Raw genomic sequence first — 16,028 nt, forward strand, 5'->3', positions numbered from 1 at the left:
CTTTCAATTCATCAGAGCCTTGCTATGCATTCATGTAGGGGCTGAATTGATAGTATAATGAGCCCATAGTTTTTTTAGATCAGGATAGTCTAGATGAAATTCGTAGATGAAGCGGAAATTCGGGTTGAAGCCGGCGATGGCGGCAACGGTATTGTCAGTTTCCGTCGCGAAAAGTTTGTCGCCAAAGGTGGCCCAAATGGTGGTGACGGTGGTGATGGTGGTGATGTTTATTTAATGGCTGACACCAACCTGAACACTCTGGTGGACTATCAGTTCGAAAAGTATCACCAGGCAGAACGTGGTCAGAATGGTATGAGTACCAACTGCACAGGTAAGCGTGGTGATGACCTGATTTTACGTGTCCCGGTTGGAACTCGTGCTGTAGATATTGATACTGCTGAAGTGATAGGTGATTTAACCAAAAACGGCCAAAAGCTGATGATCGCGAAAGGCGGCTGGCATGGTTTAGGTAACGCTCGTTTTACTAGCAGTACCAACAGAGCTCCACGTAAGAAAACCAATGGTACACCAGGTGAAGTACGTAACATCCGTTTAGAATTGCTGTTATTGGCTGATGTGGGCTTATTAGGCCTGCCAAATGCCGGTAAATCGACTCTTATACGTGCAGTATCTTCTGCCAAGCCAAAAGTCGCTGATTATCCTTTTACCACACTAGTACCTAATTTGGGTGTGGTCAGGGTTGAAAGCCATCGCTCTTTTGTGATTGCCGATATTCCAGGTTTAATTGAAGGTGCTGCCGAAGGTGCTGGTTTAGGTATTCAGTTTTTAAAGCACTTAGAACGTTGTCGCTTGTTATTGCATGTTGTTGATGTGCTTCCTGCTGATGGCTCAGATCCGGCTGAAAATGCTGTGACCATACTAAAAGAATTAGATAAATACAGTGAAAAGTTAGCCAATAAACCTCGTTGGTTGGTCTTTAACAAGCTGGATTTAGTGCTCGAAGATGAGTTGGACGAAGTGATTGAGCGTGTAACCAAAGCTATCAACTGGCAAGGCGAAGTTCATAAAATAGCAGCTGCGAGTCGGACGAATACCGAACGTTTAGCTGCTGATATCCTGAATTATATCGAATTGTTGCCAGTTGAAAAACCGCGAGAGCAAGTCGAAGACGCCGTAAACTTTAAGTGGGATGATTATCATCAGGACGTACTATCTGTCGAAGACGACCTGGATGATGATGATTTTGATGAAGACGATTACGACGTTGAAGTAATTTATAAGCGCTGAGGTGACAATGCGGATTGCAATGATAGCGGCTATGGCCAATAACAGAGTGATTGGCAAAGACAATCAGATGCCCTGGCATCTACCGGCAGATCTAAAGCATTTCAAAAAAGTGACTTTAGGTAAGCCGGTGGTCATGGGTCGCAAGACTTACCAATCTATTGGTAAAGCCTTACCGGGACGCCGTAATATTGTCATCAGTAGGCAAGGTGTAGCTCTAAGTGAAGATGCAGATTGGGTACAAAGCATAGAGCAGGCGCTGGCTTTAGTACAAGATGAAGCAGAAGTGATGATCATAGGTGGTGCAGAGATTTATCGTCAGGTCTTGCCTATGGCTGACAGGCTTTACATTACCGATATTGATCTGACCGTAGAAGGTGACGCCTTTTTCCCCGACTACCAGGCTGCAGCTCGCTGGCATGAAGCAGCATCAGAATCCCATCAAGCTGATCCACAAAATCCCCATTCCTATCATTTCCGTATCCTGAACAGAGAATGAACAGGACTTCATTGCACCTGTTGCTACATGTTGTTACTATACTTTTGTCTGTTTTTTGACTGCTTCAGGAGTAATGTATGAAATTGTTGCCAGCAGTGTTCTGTGGTGTAGTGGTGGCCGGTGCAGTATTGGTGTCCCCGGTAGTGCATGCTGACGACCAGTTAGCGGCTTCGATGTGCGATTATGTCAAGGCTGACGATAAAAATAGATTACGCAAAGTTCTGAGTGATTACCGTCTACGCTTACGCAATATTTATGAAGGCGTTACTTGTAATGGCGATAGCTTAGTTCGGTTTGCGATAAAAAATAATGCCGCTGATGTAGGTGAGTTTATAGTGAAGCAGTTACCAGCAGCTCAGGTCGCAGCATCTGGTGATGTTGCATGGGCTGAGGGGAATGGTTTTGCATCTTCCCCTTTGATAGCTGTTATCAAAGAGCGAGCCGGTGGTGGTGAGTAAGTCGCTATCCTGACCCAATAAAAAATCCGCCATCTGGCGGATTTTTTTTAGTATGAACTAGCGATCAGTTCAGACTTTGAACTGATCGACAGACTGACGTAACTCTTCCGCTAAACGAGCGACTTCATGGCTGGACTGAGAGGTTTGTTCTGCCCCTGAAGCCGTTTGCTCAGCGATGGTCACAATAGACTCTAACAAGTGGCTGATTTCGTTAGACACTTGGTTTTGCTCTTTGGCGGCATGAGAGATTTGCTCACTCATATCATGGGCCAAGTGGACAGCGTTAGTGATAGATTCCAGAGCCTGGGCAGCTACTTCAGTTTGAGTCACACAATTTTCAGCCTGCTTTTTACCCTTGTTCATCGCTTCTACAGCTGCATGAGCACCGGTTTGCAACACTTGGATCATGGCTTGAATTTCCTGAGTGGATGCCTGAGTTTTGCTAGCCAGAGAACGAACTTCATCTGCTACCACTGCGAAACCACGGCCTTGTTCACCAGCACGTGCTGCTTCAATAGCTGCGTTTAATGCCAACAGGTTGGTCTGTTCTGCTATGCCACGGATAACATCAAGAATGCTGCCGATTGAGGCGCTATCTTTATGTAGTTTATTAATCACAGCAGAGGCCTGATCAACTTCTGTAGATAATTGCAGTATGGTTTGTTTGTTATTTTCAGAAATCACTTTCACACGCTCAGCTTCGCTGTCGGCATTTTTGATTTCAGCCAACGCGTCGTTTGAACTTTGCATGACGCCTTGTGAAGTGCTGCTCATCTCAGTTGTCGCTGTAGCTGCCTGAGTGACCTGAGACTTCTGTTCACGGATAGCTGTGGTAGTCTCTACGGTAATAGCTGATGTTTGTTCTGAAGCCGCGGCAAGCTGCGTAGAGCGGGAAATAATGCCTTGGATCAACTGACGTAAGTTAGTGATTACCTGATTACAGTTACGAGCCAGATCACCAAATTCGTCATGAGCCTTGTCATCCAGGCGTTTCGTTAAGTCACCTGATGCGACTACACCTAAAATTTCGTTCACTTTAGCTAATGGGACTGTGATGCTGCGCACCGTAACCATAGCTATACCTACAGCCAAACCTATAGAAATCAATACGACAAGGAAGATAGTCGTAATGGCACCTGATACGTCAGATTGAGCTTCAGCCTGAATTTCACCAGCAGCCGTACGCGCTCTGGACAATAAACGATTTAATCCATCTAACGCAGTTTTGTTGTGAGCTTCCGCTTGTGTCAGTTGTTTTTGTGCTTCCGCAGAGGCCGCTAACATTTGTGCTTTTAACGTCAGTATACCTTCATCACCCACTAACAAATCATTGATTGCTGTGATTTTCTCATCTAAATCAGCAACCATATCAACACTGGCTCCTGCTTCAGTTTTGATGGTGGTCATTTGCTGATTGACACCTTCTAAACGTGAAGTGACTTCATTCGAAATAGTCTCTGCTGTGCTGGCTGATGTTGTACGGGTTAAATCAACGACGATACTGACTAAGGTATTTAATCCGGTCTCCAGCTCAGCAGCCGCTTTGCTAGCCTGTGGGAAACGACGAGCCACGTCTCTGACATCGCTGAAATCCAGTAACAAAGATGCCGAGTCATCTGAATTTAACTCCACATCTGATAATTGAGAGGCAATTTGGTCGCGCAGCGTCAGGCTTTTGCTAAGCTCTGAGAATAGTTTTTTACTGACGGGGGTAAATTCGGTATAGGCAGCGGATACATCCTTAAAAGAATTTGCCAGCGTTTCTTCTTCTGCTACTACTACTTGCAGTGCTTTAGCGGCAGTGTCGTACAAATCTTGTTCAACAGCGAACTGAGTCTCTAATTCTTTAACCTGCTTCACTTCAGTCGCATAAAAAGCCTGCAGACTGACTTTGCTCATTTTGACAAATTCACTTTGCAGTACGGCACTATTTTCTAATGCTGGGATCGAGATTTCATTTACTTGCGTGGTTGAGGCATTGATACTATTCAAGCTCATGTACGAGGTAATACCGATCACCAGCAGTAGCAGTGAAATGACACCAAAACCACCAATAATCCGAAGTGCTACCGTTAACTTCATAACCTTACTCCCAGTATCCAGGTTAAAAGGGCATTGTTACCCCTGTCACCACACAATAACAATCAAAAATATATTATTTTGAAACAGCGCCGCATTATAGCGTTATTTTTAGTCAGAAACACTATAACGCCGTGCCGTCTCAATACAATAGGCCGTTAAATAATTTCCCCAGACACATCCGGTATCTAAAGCGTGAATACCCGTTACCGGGCTATGTCCCATTAAGGCCGCCCAGTGACCAAAAAAAATCTCCGGATGAGATTCTTGTTGCCAAAATGCATACCATGGAAGCAGCGTACTCACTTTTTCAGGATGACGCTTTTCTTTGAGTTCAAGTGCTCCATTTGCCAGACAAAATCGCATTCTAGTGCAGCTGTTAATAGTAAAACGCCAACGCTCCTGCTCAGAGTGTGCTTCTGACCATAAAGCCGGGGTATTGCCATACATGACAGAAAACAGTCTCTCTGGAGAGCCCTTGAGTACAGCGCTGACTTCTGCGGCCGCCTTTAATGCGATATCTACTGGCCAGTTTGGGGCTAACCCGGCATGAACCAGCAACAAGTTACGCTCTGGTTCAAAATGCATCAAAGGTTGCTGCTGTAACCAATGGACGAGTTCAGCTAAATCCGGAGCGTGCAGCAAGTCGTCTAACAGATCTTTTGGATCGGCTTTAGCGAAACCAAAAACGCAGGCCAGAAAATGCAAATCATGATTTCCCAGTACTACCTTGGCTCTATCACCCAAAGAGCGGATAAACCTTAGTGTCGCCAGCGAATCTGGGCCTCTGGCGACTAAATCTCCGCAAAACCACAAATAGTCTTTATTGGCATCAAACTGGATTTTAGCCAAGAGCGACTGTAGTTGTTGAAAACAACCTTGCACATCGCCTATCACATAGCCTGGCATAACATCAGTTCAGAATATTTGGAATGGCCAAACGGAACAGAGGAATAGCTGCTTTAAAGCTTAACTGGCTCTGGCTGGTCATTTCGTAGTGACCTTGCATAGTCCCTACAGGAGTCTCCAGCACTGCGCCACTGGTATAGCTATAACTGGAACCAGGTGCCAGCTGCGGCTGTTCACCAACGACTCCGTCACCATGGACTTCGGTTTCTTTACCATTAGCATCGGTAATCAACCAGTAACGCTTTAACAGTTGTACCGTCTCTGCACTGTGGTTTTTTATGGTAATGGTATACGCAAAAACATAGCGGTTATTAGCCGGGTCTGATTGCGCTGCGACATAAAATGTTTCAACTGAGACAGGAATTTCAAAACTCAAACTCATAACTGGTGTTGCTCTTGTTGATGTAACCAGCGAGCTATACCGATAAACTGCTCGACACTTAATTGTTCCGGACGCAAGGTTGGATCTATTCCCATTGCTACAATCTGCTCTGCTGTTGCAAAGTTGCTGAAACAGTTGCGTAAGGTTTTTCGACGTTGATTAAAGGCTTCCAGACACACTCTGTTTAATACAGCGACAGGCACATCCTGACGCTCTGATACAGGTTTAGGAATAAGCCGAACTACGGCTGAATCAACTTTAGGGGCCGGTTTAAAGGCGCCTGGTCCAACTTCTACCACTGGCATGGCATGACAGAAAAACTGAGTCATAACAGATAAGCGGCCATAAGTTTTAGAGCCATGGCCTGCGGTCATTCGCTCAACCACTTCCTTTTGCAGCATAAAATGCATGTTCTCAATATCGTCAGCATAATCGAATAAATGAAACAACAAAGGAGTCGAGATGTTGTAAGGTAAATTGCCAAAGACTTTGAGTTTTTTTCCTGGTTGCAATAACTGACGGAAATCAAATTTCATTGCATCGGCCTGATAAATAGTTAATTTATCTGCCAGCACAGGATGTTCCTGTAAACGTTGTGCTAAATCTCTGTCTAGTTCAACGACGGTGAGGTGGCCCGATTTTTCTACCACAGGTTCTGTAATAGCGCCTAAACCAGGACCAATTTCTACCAGTATGTCTGTTGGTTTCGGATTGATGGCTTTGACTATGCGTTCGATCACAACTGGATCGTGCAGGAAGTTCTGACCAAAACGTTTTCGGGCTGTATGTCCTTGGTGTACTTTATCTGTCATGTGATAACTTGGCTCTTTGCGCTAAATAAATGGCTTGTTCCAGGGCGTGGAATAAACTTCCGGGGTCGGCTTTGCCTGTACCTGCTAAATCCAGTGCAGTGCCATGATCAACTGATGTTCTTATTAAAGGTAAACCAAGGCTAATATTGACTGAACGTCCAAAGCCTTTGTATTTCAGCACAGGCAGGCCTTGGTCGTGGTACATGGCCAGAACTGCGTCCGCATGTTCCAGATATTTGGGCTGAAACAAGGTATCTGCAGGCAATGGGCCGACTAAATCCATACCTTGCGATCGCAGCTCGTCTAAAGTGGGGCTGATCACGTCTATTTCTTCACGGCCTAAATGTCCGTCTTCTCCTGCATGTGGATTTAATCCACAGACATAAATAACCGGAGCTTCAATAGCAAATTTGTGCTGTAAGTCGTGATGTAAGACGGAGATGACTTTATGCAGACGCTCTTTCGTAATAGCTTTTGCAACATAAGCAAGTGGGATATGTGTGGTGGCCAGGGCCACCCTTAGTCCTTCAGTGGCCAGCATCATTACTACATAAGGAGTGTTTGATAACTGGGCAAAGAATTCAGTGTGACCGCTAAAAGGAACTCCTGCCTTGTTAATAATACCTTTGTGCACTGGACCAGTCACTATGGCATCGAATTCGCCAGAGATGGATTTTTCGCCTACATACCTTAAGGTGTCGACCACATAACGTCCGTTGGCTTCATTCAACTGGCCAGTCATGACAGGTGCTTCTAATGCAAAGTCAACGTAGGTTAAGGTTCCTGCCTGTTGTGGTGAAGCAGGTTGATTTGGCTCATAAGGTAAAAGCTGAAGCGGCAGGTTTAACGCCGCCGCTCTTTGCTTTAACAGGTCTGCGTTGGCGCAAACAATCAACTGGGCCGGCCAGTTTTTTTGCGCCAACATCACCACAAGATCAGGTCCTATACCAGCTGGCTCTCCTGGGGTGATTGCTATCCTTAATGTCATTCAGTCTCCGTCAGTACTTCAATAAAAGCCTGATCACGAAGCTCACGCAGGAAGTTAGCTTGTTCTTCATTAAAGCGGCGATTAAATAACATACGGTAAACTTGGTCTTGTTTTTTCTCTGCGGTCATGTCAACAACACGTTTATCCAGCAGTTGCACTACATGCCAGCCATGCTCAGTGCGGAAAGGCTGACTAATTTCCTCGATCTGCAGATTATTCAGTGTATCGCGAAATGCAGGGACATACATGGCCGGATCGGCCCAACCTAAGTCACCACCTTTTAATTTAGAACCCGGATCTTCAGAGTTGGCTGACGCAAATTCGGCAAAGTCTGCTTTGCCTGCTTTAAAGTCAGCGACAAATTGCTTTAAGGTGTCACGGGCTTTTTCTTCGCTCATAATAATGGAGGGTTTGATCAAAACGTGACGTGATTTGACTTCATTCAGCTCAGCCACGTTCGCGCCACGAATATCAAAAATAGTCAGGATGTGAAAACCGGCACCAGAACGCAAAGGTCCAATTATATCGGTTTTTTTCTTGCCGCGAATGGCATCAGAGAACAGCGTTGGCATTTCGTTAATATTCATCCAGCCCATGTCACCGCCATCCAGAGCTGTAGTGTCAGACGAGGAAGCAATAGCAATTTTCTTAAAGTCGCTACCTTCACGCAACAGCTTCATCACTTTGTCAGCGCGATCTTTGGCTTCGGTAATTTCCTCAGTACTGGCCTGATTTGGAATGGAAATCAGAATGTGCCCTATATTGTATTGCTCATTCGAGGAACCTTGTTCTTCCATCACTTTCATCAGCGTATCTATTTCCTGCGGGCTGATATAAATGCGGCGTTGTACGTTGGCTCTTAACACTTCGCCCGTGGTAATTTCTTCACGGAAGCGTTCACGAAACTGTTGGTAGTCGCCTTCTTCCTGCACTATACGCTGACGAAATTGCTCCATAGTCAGGTTTTCACTGCGTGCAACGTTTTCCAGCGCCTGGTCCAATTGAGGGTCTGTGATCTGTAAACCCATACGTTTAGCCATTTGCATTTGCAAGCTGTTGCTGATTAAACGTTCAAGGGCCTGAGTGCGTAAAGCGCGGTCGGAAGGCAAGGTTTGCCCCTGACTTTGTGCGTTACGTTTTACTTTATTGACCATATCCGTCACTTCAGTGTCTAGTACTACACTGTTGTTGACGATAGCTGCAACACCGTCGATCTTTTGTTCTGCCGCCTGGCCCGAAAAGGCCAGAAATGCGGCCACAGAGCTGGCAATCAAAAGTTGTAACTTCATAGGTTCCTACATTAATTATTTAGTAAATATGGGCGTCTATAACCAAAAATACCATTCGACAACATGTCGCTGACTGAGAAGCCAGCTCCTTCGCCAAAACCTTTCAAGACAAATTGTACGGCGATTCCATTATCGAAGGTTGGAGGTTGTGACAAATCATCCAGCGCCAATTCAAGGTTGGTATTGATTTGGCGCTTGGCAACCACACGTATAGCCCAACAACAGGACTCATATTGCAAACCAAAGTTAGCTTCTATCATATGATGCTTGTTGATGTCACGATAATAACTGGCAATCAGTTTCCATTTATCATCTATAGGTGTGGTACCTAAAAAACCGACCTGTTCAATTTCGTAGTCTGAGACCTCACGACTGTAGCGGTGGTTCAACTGCAGCAAACTTTTATCATCAGCCACGTAATCTAAAGTCACGTTACTTTTTACCATCCGCTCATTGCTTGCATCATACTGCAATGCCGTATTTAAGTACCAGCCCTTGCTCCAGTTCCATAACAGCTCAGAAGCAAGTACCGAGTCTGCGGTCTGTTCTGTGTCTTGCAAGGAATTATCTATAGGCTTGGGGTCATCAAGGAAAACGATTTGACCTAAACTGAAACGAAACAACTCTGTATCTTGCGAGTCATAAAGCCGGGTTGTCCAGCCTACCGTCAGTTGGTTGGTGTCGGCTATTCGGTCCAGACCTGAATATCTATTTTCACGGAACAAACCATAATAATCGTCCTGCAGCCTGGCTGTATCGTAAAGTCCAATATCTGATTGGTCACGATAAGGAATATAAAGATACTGCAACTGGGGCTCGAACGTTTGTAATGACCCCGAATCTTCCCAAGCCAGTTCTCTTTCCATATTCAATTTGGCATTAATCTGCACTTTAGGTACAGTTCTGGTCGTTTCTTCTTGCACCAGCAGGGTGGTTTGATCGGTATTTTGTTGATAGCGCGTGTGCAACAGGCTGGTTTCGGCAACCAGTTCCATGGCTGGCGTGATTAAAGGCCAGCGAATACTGGGTTCCAGGTGCAAACGGTCAGCATTGTTAATGATGGCTGCATCATTGCGAAAATGGGCATATTGGCTGTGCCAGTTAAACTCAAAACCTGCAGCTAAATCCAAAGGTGCAGCTGAGCTCAGATCAATCTGAGGCAAAGCAGCATAAGAAGGGGAATAATTCCCAAGGATTTCAAAACCCTGCAGACGAATTTCTGAGTTCAGATAATCGCCGAAATAATTCAGACTAGCTTGACGGTATAACTGCGTATCGCTTTGATTGCTGTAATCTGAACCTAATTCAGACAAGTAGGCGTCGTCGCTGACATCGGTGAAATCGACACTAGCTCGCCAGCGGTCCGACAGATCGCCGGTGTGGCTAAAATGAGTTAAATAACGACTGCCAAAGTCTGCAGGTTTGTCATTATCATCAGGCAACACTTCTAATTGCAGTTGACCAGCATGGGCCTCTGTCAGATAACGGAATTCAGTATTGAGCTGTGCGCCCCTTTTACTCATCATACGTGGACTGATGGTCGCATCGTAATTCTCTGCCAGATTCAGGTAATAAGGAGTTTCAAGTTCTAGCCCCAACTTTTGCGAGCTGCCAATTTTTGGAAACAATAAACCACTTTTACGTTTGTCACTGACCGGGAAGGTCATATAAGGTAAATAAAAGATCGGGATATCCTGAATTTTGATCACCGAATGCCAGGCTTCGCCCCAACCATCCTCTGAGTTGATATTAATTTTATCTGCATGCAAGGCCCAGCTACTGTCGTTTGCAGGGCAAGTGGTGAAACTCGCCTCTGACAAATTGATCTGTTGCTTTACAGCACTCATTTCTTTGGCATAACCACGCCCAGACTGGCTGACCAGTTGATAATCAGCGTCGTTTAACACGGCCTTGTCTTCTTTGAGCTGGGCACTAAACTGACTGCTGCTGACTTTTAAATCAGGGCTGTAGTACTGGATCCCTCCAGTGGCAAGCAAGGTTTGTTCTTTTTGGCTGAGCTGCGCATTTGCAGCATGGAGCATGGTATTGCGGTAAATAATCTCTATATTGCCGTCAAATAATGCAGTTTGGTCTTGCATCATTCGGATCCGGTCAGACAAAATCTGTAGTCTGCTGTCTTTTGCTGATAAAGAACTAAGCTTGGCTGGCATTTCAACCGCACTGTAACATTGCTCAATAGGTTGAGATGTTTGCTCTTCTGCATGGACTATATAGGGGATACCAAGTGCCATGATAATGAGGCGATAGATCAGAGAATGAGTCATACAACCTACTTAGTACAATACCTGAAATGGGTGAAAACGACCGGAACACCGAGCGAGCTATAATAAATCAATTTTCCAGATCCTGCTAATCCGTTATAGTGCTGGCTTTGACCTGTAGGGGAAGAGTGAAGTGCCAGAGCGAATGCAGTTAATTCAAAGTTTTTTAGCCGCTTGTTTTCCTGGCGAAACAATTCAGTTGGATCCCATCACAGGCGACGCAAGTTTCAGACGCTATTTCCGTTTTTCCAGAGCTCTTCAGCACTATATTTTGATGGACGCTCCAACGCCTACAGAGGATTGTGGCCGTTTTGTTGCTACTCAGCAGGCCTTTGCCAACGCAGGTTTGCAAGTTCCGCAAATTATTGCGCAGGATATCCAGCAAGGATTTTTACTGCTCAGTGATTTAGGTGACACTTTATTGTTATCCAAACTGACTGAAGATACAGCCAGCTCTTTCTATCGTCAGGCTTTGGCGCAATTAGCTCAGATCCGGAAGATCAGCGCAACCAGTGCAGGGCCTCTCCCTGTATTTGATCAGACATTTTTGATGCGGGAAATGCAGATTTTCATCGATTGGTTTGTACTTCAACACTTGCAGTTATCACTCAGTGAACAAGAACAACGTATGTTGCAGCGGCACTTTCTGCGGTTGGCAGACTCTGCACTACAGCAACCGCAGGCTGGAATGCATAGAGACTACCACAGCCGCAATTTGATGCTGCAACCCGATGGTTCTCTGGCTGTGATCGATTTTCAGGATGCGGTGACAGGGCCAATCAGCTACGACGCAGTATCGCTGTTAAAAGACTGTTATATCAAGTGGCCGACAGAGTTGGTCCAGACGCTCAGCCAGGAGTTTTATCAAAACCTGGTGGCTCAGGAGGAATTGTCGGCAGAAGTCAGCCCTGACCAGTTTCAGCAATGGTTTGATTGGATGGGACTACAGCGGCATATTAAAGTCTGTGGTATTTTCTGCCGCTTATACCATCGAGACGGAAAGTCTGGCTATCTTACTGATTTACCTCGGGTCTTTGACTATGTGCTTGAGGTCACATCGCGCTATCCAGAGCTACAGGAGCTCGACTTGTGGTTAAACACCAAAGTGAAACCAGCATTGGAGGCCAAAGACTGAAATGAAAGCAATGATACTGGCGGCAGGTCGTGGCGAGCGTATGCGTCCTTTGACTGATCATTTACCTAAACCACTGTTAGCTGTGGCTGGCAAACCATTGATCCAGTATCACCTTGAAGCGTTATGTGCTGCGGGTATCAGAAATATTGTGATCAACCATGCCTGGTTAGGACATTTGTTACCCCAGCATTTAGGGGCTGGTGGGCAGTTTGGTGTCAGCATCCATTACTCAGATGAAGGTGCTGAAGGACTTGAAACTGCTGGAGGTATTAAAAAAGCGCTACCTTTGTTAGGTGATGCTCCTTTTGTTGTGGTAAACGGCGATGTGTTCACGGATTATCCTTATCAATTATTGACTACCAGGTTGGCATCAGACAGCTTAGCGCACTTAGTTCTTGTTCCTAACCCTGTACAGCATCCCCGTGGTGATTTTGGCATCAGTGAGCAAGGTTATGCTTTAGCTGAAGCCACAGACTGCTTTACCTTCAGCGGTATTGCAGTATACCGGCCGGAATTTTTCAGGGATATCGCTGCAGGTAAACAAAAGCTGGCTCCCTATTTGCGTCAGGCCATGCAGAAAAACAAAGTCACGGCGGAGCTGTATCAGGGCGTCTGGCACGATATTGGTACTGTGCAACGACTGACAGAATTATCGGCACAGTTGGAGTCAGAGCATGTGGGGTAAAATTCTTGGCGCCTTATTTGGTATGGCGCTGCTCAAAATTCCTGGTTTATTGCTTGGTTTATTAGTAGGGCATTGGTTTGACAAGTCCTATGGCGGGGCTTTTGCCAGCCGCGGTGGTTTTAATGGTTTTTCTCGTGACAAATCAGAAGCACAAGGCATTTTCCGCTATAACACTTTTGCGGTAATGGGGCATATCGCCAAATCAAATGGGGTCTGACTAAGTCACATATTCAGCAAGCCACTGTCTTTATGGACCAGTTAGGTCTGAGTGCTATGCAAAAACAAGAAGCTCAAGCGGCTTTCCGTCATGGTAAGCAGGCTGATTTTCCTTTGTTAGAGCAATTAGCTGAATTTAAGTCTGCATACAGAACCAGGCCTGATCTGCTACTGATGTTTCTCGAAATTCAAATCAGTACCGCTTATGTCGATCTGAATCTGAGCAGCGCAGAGCAAAGGATCCTGACTCAGGTCGCATCAGCTTTGGGGATCAGTGCTAGTCAATTAGAACAAATGATTAGCCGCTACGAAGCCGAAGCCCGTTTTGCCAAAAGTAGTCAAAACGGCGCTACTGATACGATAGATCGTCTTGCTGATGCCTACAAAATTTTAGGGATCAGTGCCGAAAGTTCTGAAGCAACTGTTAAAAAAGCCTACAAAAAACTAATGGCACAGCATCATCCGGACAAACTGATGTCACAAGGATTACCGCTTGAGTTGATGGATGTGGCCAAACAAAAAACTCAGGATATTCAAGCCGCTTATGAGTTGATCCGCAAGCAAAGAGCTTAATCGCGGAAAAACATAAAATAGACAGCTCCCATCAGACACAAACCGGCGTAGACATAATTCCATTTGAAGGGCTCTTTCATATAGAGCACCGCGAATGGGATAAATACGCTCAAGGTAATAACTTCCTGCAGAATTTTTAGCTGAGCCAGACTCAGCACCTGATGACCTATCCGATTGGCAGGTACCATTAACATGTATTCAAACAAAGCTATCCCCCAGGATACGGCAATCGCAATGTACAACGCTGAGCTCTTAAAATGCTTTAGGTGCCCGTACCAGGCAAAGGTCATAAAGATATTACTGGCGGTGAGCAATAAGACGGTTTGGATCAAGGGCGACATAGTCCAGCTTTTCCGGTATGTGGTGACAAAGTGATGAATGTTGCACAGTGTAATAGTTTTTTATCAGAGGCAAAGTGATTTTTAGTAGCCCTGATAGCTCAGCCAACCGTAGATTTCTTTCAGTACCCGTTGCTGAGTTTCAGCTTGTGCACTAAGTCCACTGATTTCACGTTGGCGATAGAGTAATTTTTGTTGTTGCCTTGCCAATTGTTTTCTTAATTGCCACTGGGCTGCGACTTGCCTATTTCCTTGTTCTTGCATCAGATCTAAAGTGGGAACCTGTTGCTTAGCTATGGCTAAGGGTAAGCTGCGTTGCTGTTCTGCTAAAGGCAAATAAGCTTCCAGCAAAATAAGAGATTGAGGCTCTTGTAATTTTTTATCTGCATACAGCTGGCTGAGTAGTGCGGCGCTGCTGCCCTGAGCTACAACTATGATGGCATTGTTCTCTGGCTGCACACTGGCCATTGCTGCCGCGACACGTTGTTGCAACTGCATTTTGTAGCTGTCTAACGCTGCAATATCATCCTCAAAAGGAGCATCTGGCACAGCTATAGCTAAAGTGTCCCAGCCATAATCATTAAATTCTTTACGAAGTAGATTCAGATATTTAGGACTTGCAGCGTGTTGAGACCAGTCGGGAATAAGTAAAATAGTGCCTTTTACTTTTGCAGTAAATGCGGCTCGTTTTAATGCCAGAAAACTTTGGTCGCCAGCCAATAGTTCGGTGATTTCATCTGTAGGTAATTGCCAGCTTAAATCGGATTGATTCCATTGCTCCATCGACATAGGTTCTGAAGTTGCGGTGCAGCAGCTTAAAAGCAGCAGAACAACTAAACTTTTTGGTAGCATCAGCTCGACTCTGAATGATGAAAATCTGTATAGGCTATATCGGCAGCCTATTGCGAAACTTTATCGATGAGTATGAATGAAAGGAATAAAAAAACCGCCTTGCGGCGGTTTTTTCTCAAAGCAGAGATTAACGCTCTACTTTCTCTTTTACTGTAGCAGTAACAATAGCTTCGATGCGGCGGTTAGCAGCATGAGCAGCTGCAGTATTGCCTTCTACTTTTGGACGGTTCACACCGTAGCCAGTAGCAGTAACGCGGCTTGCACTGATACCGTGTTCATTGGTCAGAACCTGAGCAACAGCGTCAGCACGACGTTGAGATAACTTCATGTTGTAAGCTGCAGAGCCTACGTTTGAAGCATGACCACCGATTTCAACATCAGTACCAGGGAAACGTTTCAGGAAGGCTGCTAATTCAGCGATTTCTGTTCTGTACTCTGGTTTGATTTCAGCTGAGTCGTTAGCAAACTGAGCTTTTAAAGTGAAGTTCACTTCTTTTTCTGTGAAGATTGAACAACCTGTAGCGTCTACTTTATCAGTAGAAGGAGTGCCTGGGCACAGGTCGTTTGCATCAGATACACCGTCGTTGTCGCTGTCGGCGACTACAACAACAGGAGCTGCTACTGGCTCTGGAGCCGGAGTTGGTTCAGCTACAACAGGAGCATCACCAAACAGCACTGACATACCTAATTTAATGCCTGCATCACCAAAGCCATCATCCAGACTTTGGTAGCGGTTCATTTCACCGAATAAAGACACGCGATCCGTTGCATAGTAGCGGTAACCAACACCAGCGTTCACTGCATAACCGTCATCACCGCCTTTGAATTGTAAATGCTTCAGACCACCAGCAATATACATGCCTGTGGTACCTACATTATACAAAGCGTCAAGACCTGTACGTTCAGCGCTCAATTTTTCGTCAGTGTTTAACTGTTCTAAACGTTGTTTGCTGTGCTCAAGACGCATACCCCAAGTTTCGTTGAAGTAATAGCCTAATTCAAAACCAAAACCTAAACCTTTGTCTTGGAAAGACCAGTCAGCAGATTCAGTTTTTTCGCCGTCTGGCAGGTAGTATTCGGCGAATAAAGAGCCAAAAGCACGATCAGTCAATACTGGTTTTGAGCTATCAGCTAAAACAGTAGTGGATAATAAAGCTGCCGTAATGGCAATTGCGCTAGTACTTAGTTTCATCCATATCTCCTAAGAGGTAAATTGCGGCTGCTATTCTATTTCACTAAAACATTTAGTCAAATTTAGCGGCTCGTTATTACAAATGTTAGTCAGA

17 protein-coding genes are annotated in these 16,028 nt (G+C 45.2%); 7 read left to right on the top strand and 10 right to left on the bottom strand.

The features are described from left to right. The first annotated feature begins 93 nt into the window (after window positions 1–93). From cgtA to WH43_RS08380, 3 genes are all read left to right on the top strand, one after another. Window positions 94–1,248 carry an Obg family GTPase CgtA gene (gene cgtA, locus WH43_RS08370; RefSeq protein ID WP_053424171.1) on the top strand — a complete coding sequence of 385 codons (1,155 nt, stop codon included), beginning with the start codon at window positions 94–96 and terminating at the stop codon, window positions 1,246–1,248. A gap of 7 nt (window positions 1,249–1,255) precedes the next feature. Next, a complete protein-coding gene (folA, locus tag WH43_RS08375) occupies window positions 1,256–1,744 on the top strand; it encodes a type 3 dihydrofolate reductase (RefSeq protein WP_082335722.1) in 489 nt (162 codons plus the stop codon). Window positions 1,745–1,821: 77 nt separating this feature from the next. Next, the gene (locus WH43_RS08380) at window positions 1,822–2,202 is read left to right on the top strand and encodes a DUF3718 domain-containing protein (protein WP_053424172.1); all 381 of its coding nucleotides are present in this window, start codon (window positions 1,822–1,824) and stop codon (window positions 2,200–2,202) included. Window positions 2,203–2,271: 69 nt separating this feature from the next. On the opposite strand, the gene WH43_RS08385 is transcribed toward WH43_RS08380, so the two are convergent. The 7 genes from WH43_RS08385 to WH43_RS08415 form a co-directional block, all read right to left on the bottom strand. Beyond that, complete coding sequence (locus tag WH43_RS08385; protein ID WP_053424173.1) at window positions 2,272–4,284, bottom strand: HAMP domain-containing methyl-accepting chemotaxis protein; 2,013 nt, start codon at window positions 4,282–4,284, stop codon at window positions 2,272–2,274. 108 nt (window positions 4,285–4,392) lie between these two features. Continuing rightward, on the bottom strand, window positions 4,393–5,190 hold the full coding sequence (locus WH43_RS08390) for a symmetrical bis(5'-nucleosyl)-tetraphosphatase (protein WP_053424174.1): 798 nt from the start codon (window positions 5,188–5,190) through the stop codon (window positions 4,393–4,395). A gap of 4 nt (window positions 5,191–5,194) precedes the next feature. Continuing rightward, the gene (gene apaG / locus WH43_RS08395; protein ID WP_053424175.1) at window positions 5,195–5,572 is read right to left on the bottom strand and encodes a Co2+/Mg2+ efflux facilitator ApaG/CorD; all 378 of its coding nucleotides are present in this window, start codon (window positions 5,570–5,572) and stop codon (window positions 5,195–5,197) included. Continuing rightward, window positions 5,569–6,384, bottom strand: a complete 816-nt coding sequence (gene rsmA, locus WH43_RS08400) for a 16S rRNA (adenine(1518)-N(6)/adenine(1519)-N(6))-dimethyltransferase RsmA (RefSeq protein WP_053424176.1) — start codon at window positions 6,382–6,384, stop codon at window positions 5,569–5,571. The genes apaG and rsmA overlap by 4 nt, the downstream gene beginning before the upstream one ends. After that, complete coding sequence (gene pdxA / locus WH43_RS08405) at window positions 6,374–7,372, bottom strand: 4-hydroxythreonine-4-phosphate dehydrogenase PdxA (RefSeq protein ID WP_053424177.1); 999 nt, start codon at window positions 7,370–7,372, stop codon at window positions 6,374–6,376. The genes rsmA and pdxA overlap by 11 nt, the downstream gene beginning before the upstream one ends. Further along, window positions 7,369–8,661, bottom strand: a complete 1,293-nt coding sequence (gene surA / locus WH43_RS08410; protein WP_053424178.1) for a peptidylprolyl isomerase SurA — start codon at window positions 8,659–8,661, stop codon at window positions 7,369–7,371. The genes pdxA and surA overlap by 4 nt, the downstream gene beginning before the upstream one ends. Window positions 8,662–8,672: 11 nt before the next feature. Then, entirely contained in the window at window positions 8,673–10,946 is a 2,274-nt protein-coding gene (locus WH43_RS08415; RefSeq protein ID WP_082335723.1) for an LPS-assembly protein LptD, read from the bottom strand. Window positions 10,947–11,088: 142 nt separating this feature from the next. Here WH43_RS08415 and WH43_RS08420 point away from each other — a divergent pair, with 142 nt between their 5' ends. Genes WH43_RS08420 through djlA form a run of 4 tightly spaced genes read left to right on the top strand, consistent with a single transcriptional unit; the run spans window position 11,089 to window position 13,552 of the window. After that, entirely contained in the window at window positions 11,089–12,078 is a 990-nt protein-coding gene (locus WH43_RS08420; RefSeq protein WP_053424179.1) for an aminoglycoside phosphotransferase family protein, read from the top strand. Between the two features lies 1 nt (window position 12,079). Continuing rightward, window positions 12,080–12,763: an N-acetylmuramate alpha-1-phosphate uridylyltransferase MurU gene (gene murU, locus WH43_RS08425; RefSeq protein ID WP_053424180.1), complete on the top strand. Its 684-nt coding sequence runs from the start codon at window positions 12,080–12,082 to the stop codon at window positions 12,761–12,763. Next, window positions 12,753–12,980 carry a co-chaperone DjlA gene (locus WH43_RS20505; RefSeq protein WP_286049583.1) on the top strand — a complete coding sequence of 76 codons (228 nt, stop codon included), beginning with the start codon at window positions 12,753–12,755 and terminating at the stop codon, window positions 12,978–12,980. Before murU ends, WH43_RS20505 begins: the two co-directional genes overlap by 11 nt. Window positions 12,981–13,036: 56 nt before the next feature. Further along, the gene (gene djlA, locus WH43_RS20510; RefSeq protein ID WP_286049584.1) at window positions 13,037–13,552 is read left to right on the top strand and encodes a co-chaperone DjlA; all 516 of its coding nucleotides are present in this window, start codon (window positions 13,037–13,039) and stop codon (window positions 13,550–13,552) included. Here the strand turns inward: djlA and WH43_RS08435 are convergent. The 3 genes from WH43_RS08435 to WH43_RS08445 all read right to left on the bottom strand — a co-directional run bounded on the left by WH43_RS08435 (window position 13,549) and on the right by WH43_RS08445 (window position 15,934). After that, window positions 13,549–13,893 carry a DMT family protein gene (locus tag WH43_RS08435; RefSeq protein ID WP_053424181.1) on the bottom strand — a complete coding sequence of 115 codons (345 nt, stop codon included), beginning with the start codon at window positions 13,891–13,893 and terminating at the stop codon, window positions 13,549–13,551. The genes djlA and WH43_RS08435 overlap by 4 nt on opposite strands. Before the next feature lie 81 nt (window positions 13,894–13,974). Beyond that, window positions 13,975–14,742: a DUF3530 family protein gene (locus WH43_RS08440; RefSeq protein ID WP_053424182.1), complete on the bottom strand. Its 768-nt coding sequence runs from the start codon at window positions 14,740–14,742 to the stop codon at window positions 13,975–13,977. Window positions 14,743–14,869: 127 nt separating this feature from the next. Continuing rightward, a complete protein-coding gene (locus WH43_RS08445; protein WP_053424183.1) occupies window positions 14,870–15,934 on the bottom strand; it encodes an OmpA family protein in 1,065 nt (354 codons plus the stop codon). Window positions 15,935–16,028 lie beyond the last annotated feature (94 nt).

This window comes from Rheinheimera sp. KL1, assembly GCF_001275035.1.
GTDB classification, from domain to species: Bacteria; Pseudomonadota; Gammaproteobacteria; order Enterobacterales; family Alteromonadaceae; genus Pararheinheimera; species Pararheinheimera tangshanensis.

What these genes read in the sequence shown, in the direction of transcription:
- cgtA (WP_053424171.1), top strand. Translation starts at nt 94, where the DNA reads ATGAAATTCGTAGATGAAGCGGAAATTCGGGTTGAAGCCGGCGATGGC.
- folA (WP_082335722.1), top strand. Translation starts at nt 1,256, where the DNA reads ATGCGGATTGCAATGATAGCGGCTATGGCCAATAACAGAGTGATTGGC.
- WH43_RS08380 (WP_053424172.1), top strand. Translation starts at nt 1,822, where the DNA reads ATGAAATTGTTGCCAGCAGTGTTCTGTGGTGTAGTGGTGGCCGGTGCA.
- WH43_RS08385 (WP_053424173.1), bottom strand. Translation starts at nt 4,284, where the DNA reads ATGAAGTTAACGGTAGCACTTCGGATTATTGGTGGTTTTGGTGTCATT.
- WH43_RS08390 (WP_053424174.1), bottom strand. Translation starts at nt 5,190, where the DNA reads ATGCCAGGCTATGTGATAGGCGATGTGCAAGGTTGTTTTCAACAACTA.
- apaG (WP_053424175.1), bottom strand. Translation starts at nt 5,572, where the DNA reads ATGAGTTTGAGTTTTGAAATTCCTGTCTCAGTTGAAACATTTTATGTC.
- rsmA (WP_053424176.1), bottom strand. Translation starts at nt 6,384, where the DNA reads ATGACAGATAAAGTACACCAAGGACATACAGCCCGAAAACGTTTTGGT.
- pdxA (WP_053424177.1), bottom strand. Translation starts at nt 7,372, where the DNA reads ATGACATTAAGGATAGCAATCACCCCAGGAGAGCCAGCTGGTATAGGA.
- surA (WP_053424178.1), bottom strand. Translation starts at nt 8,661, where the DNA reads ATGAAGTTACAACTTTTGATTGCCAGCTCTGTGGCCGCATTTCTGGCC.
- WH43_RS08415 (WP_082335723.1), bottom strand. Translation starts at nt 10,946, where the DNA reads ATGACTCATTCTCTGATCTATCGCCTCATTATCATGGCACTTGGTATC.
- WH43_RS08420 (WP_053424179.1), top strand. Translation starts at nt 11,089, where the DNA reads ATGCAGTTAATTCAAAGTTTTTTAGCCGCTTGTTTTCCTGGCGAAACA.
- murU (WP_053424180.1), top strand. Translation starts at nt 12,080, where the DNA reads ATGAAAGCAATGATACTGGCGGCAGGTCGTGGCGAGCGTATGCGTCCT.
- WH43_RS20505 (WP_286049583.1), top strand. Translation starts at nt 12,753, where the DNA reads ATGTGGGGTAAAATTCTTGGCGCCTTATTTGGTATGGCGCTGCTCAAA.
- djlA (WP_286049584.1), top strand. Translation starts at nt 13,037, where the DNA reads ATGCAAAAACAAGAAGCTCAAGCGGCTTTCCGTCATGGTAAGCAGGCT.
- WH43_RS08435 (WP_053424181.1), bottom strand. Translation starts at nt 13,893, where the DNA reads ATGTCGCCCTTGATCCAAACCGTCTTATTGCTCACCGCCAGTAATATC.
- WH43_RS08440 (WP_053424182.1), bottom strand. Translation starts at nt 14,742, where the DNA reads ATGCTACCAAAAAGTTTAGTTGTTCTGCTGCTTTTAAGCTGCTGCACC.
- WH43_RS08445 (WP_053424183.1), bottom strand. Translation starts at nt 15,934, where the DNA reads ATGAAACTAAGTACTAGCGCAATTGCCATTACGGCAGCTTTATTATCC.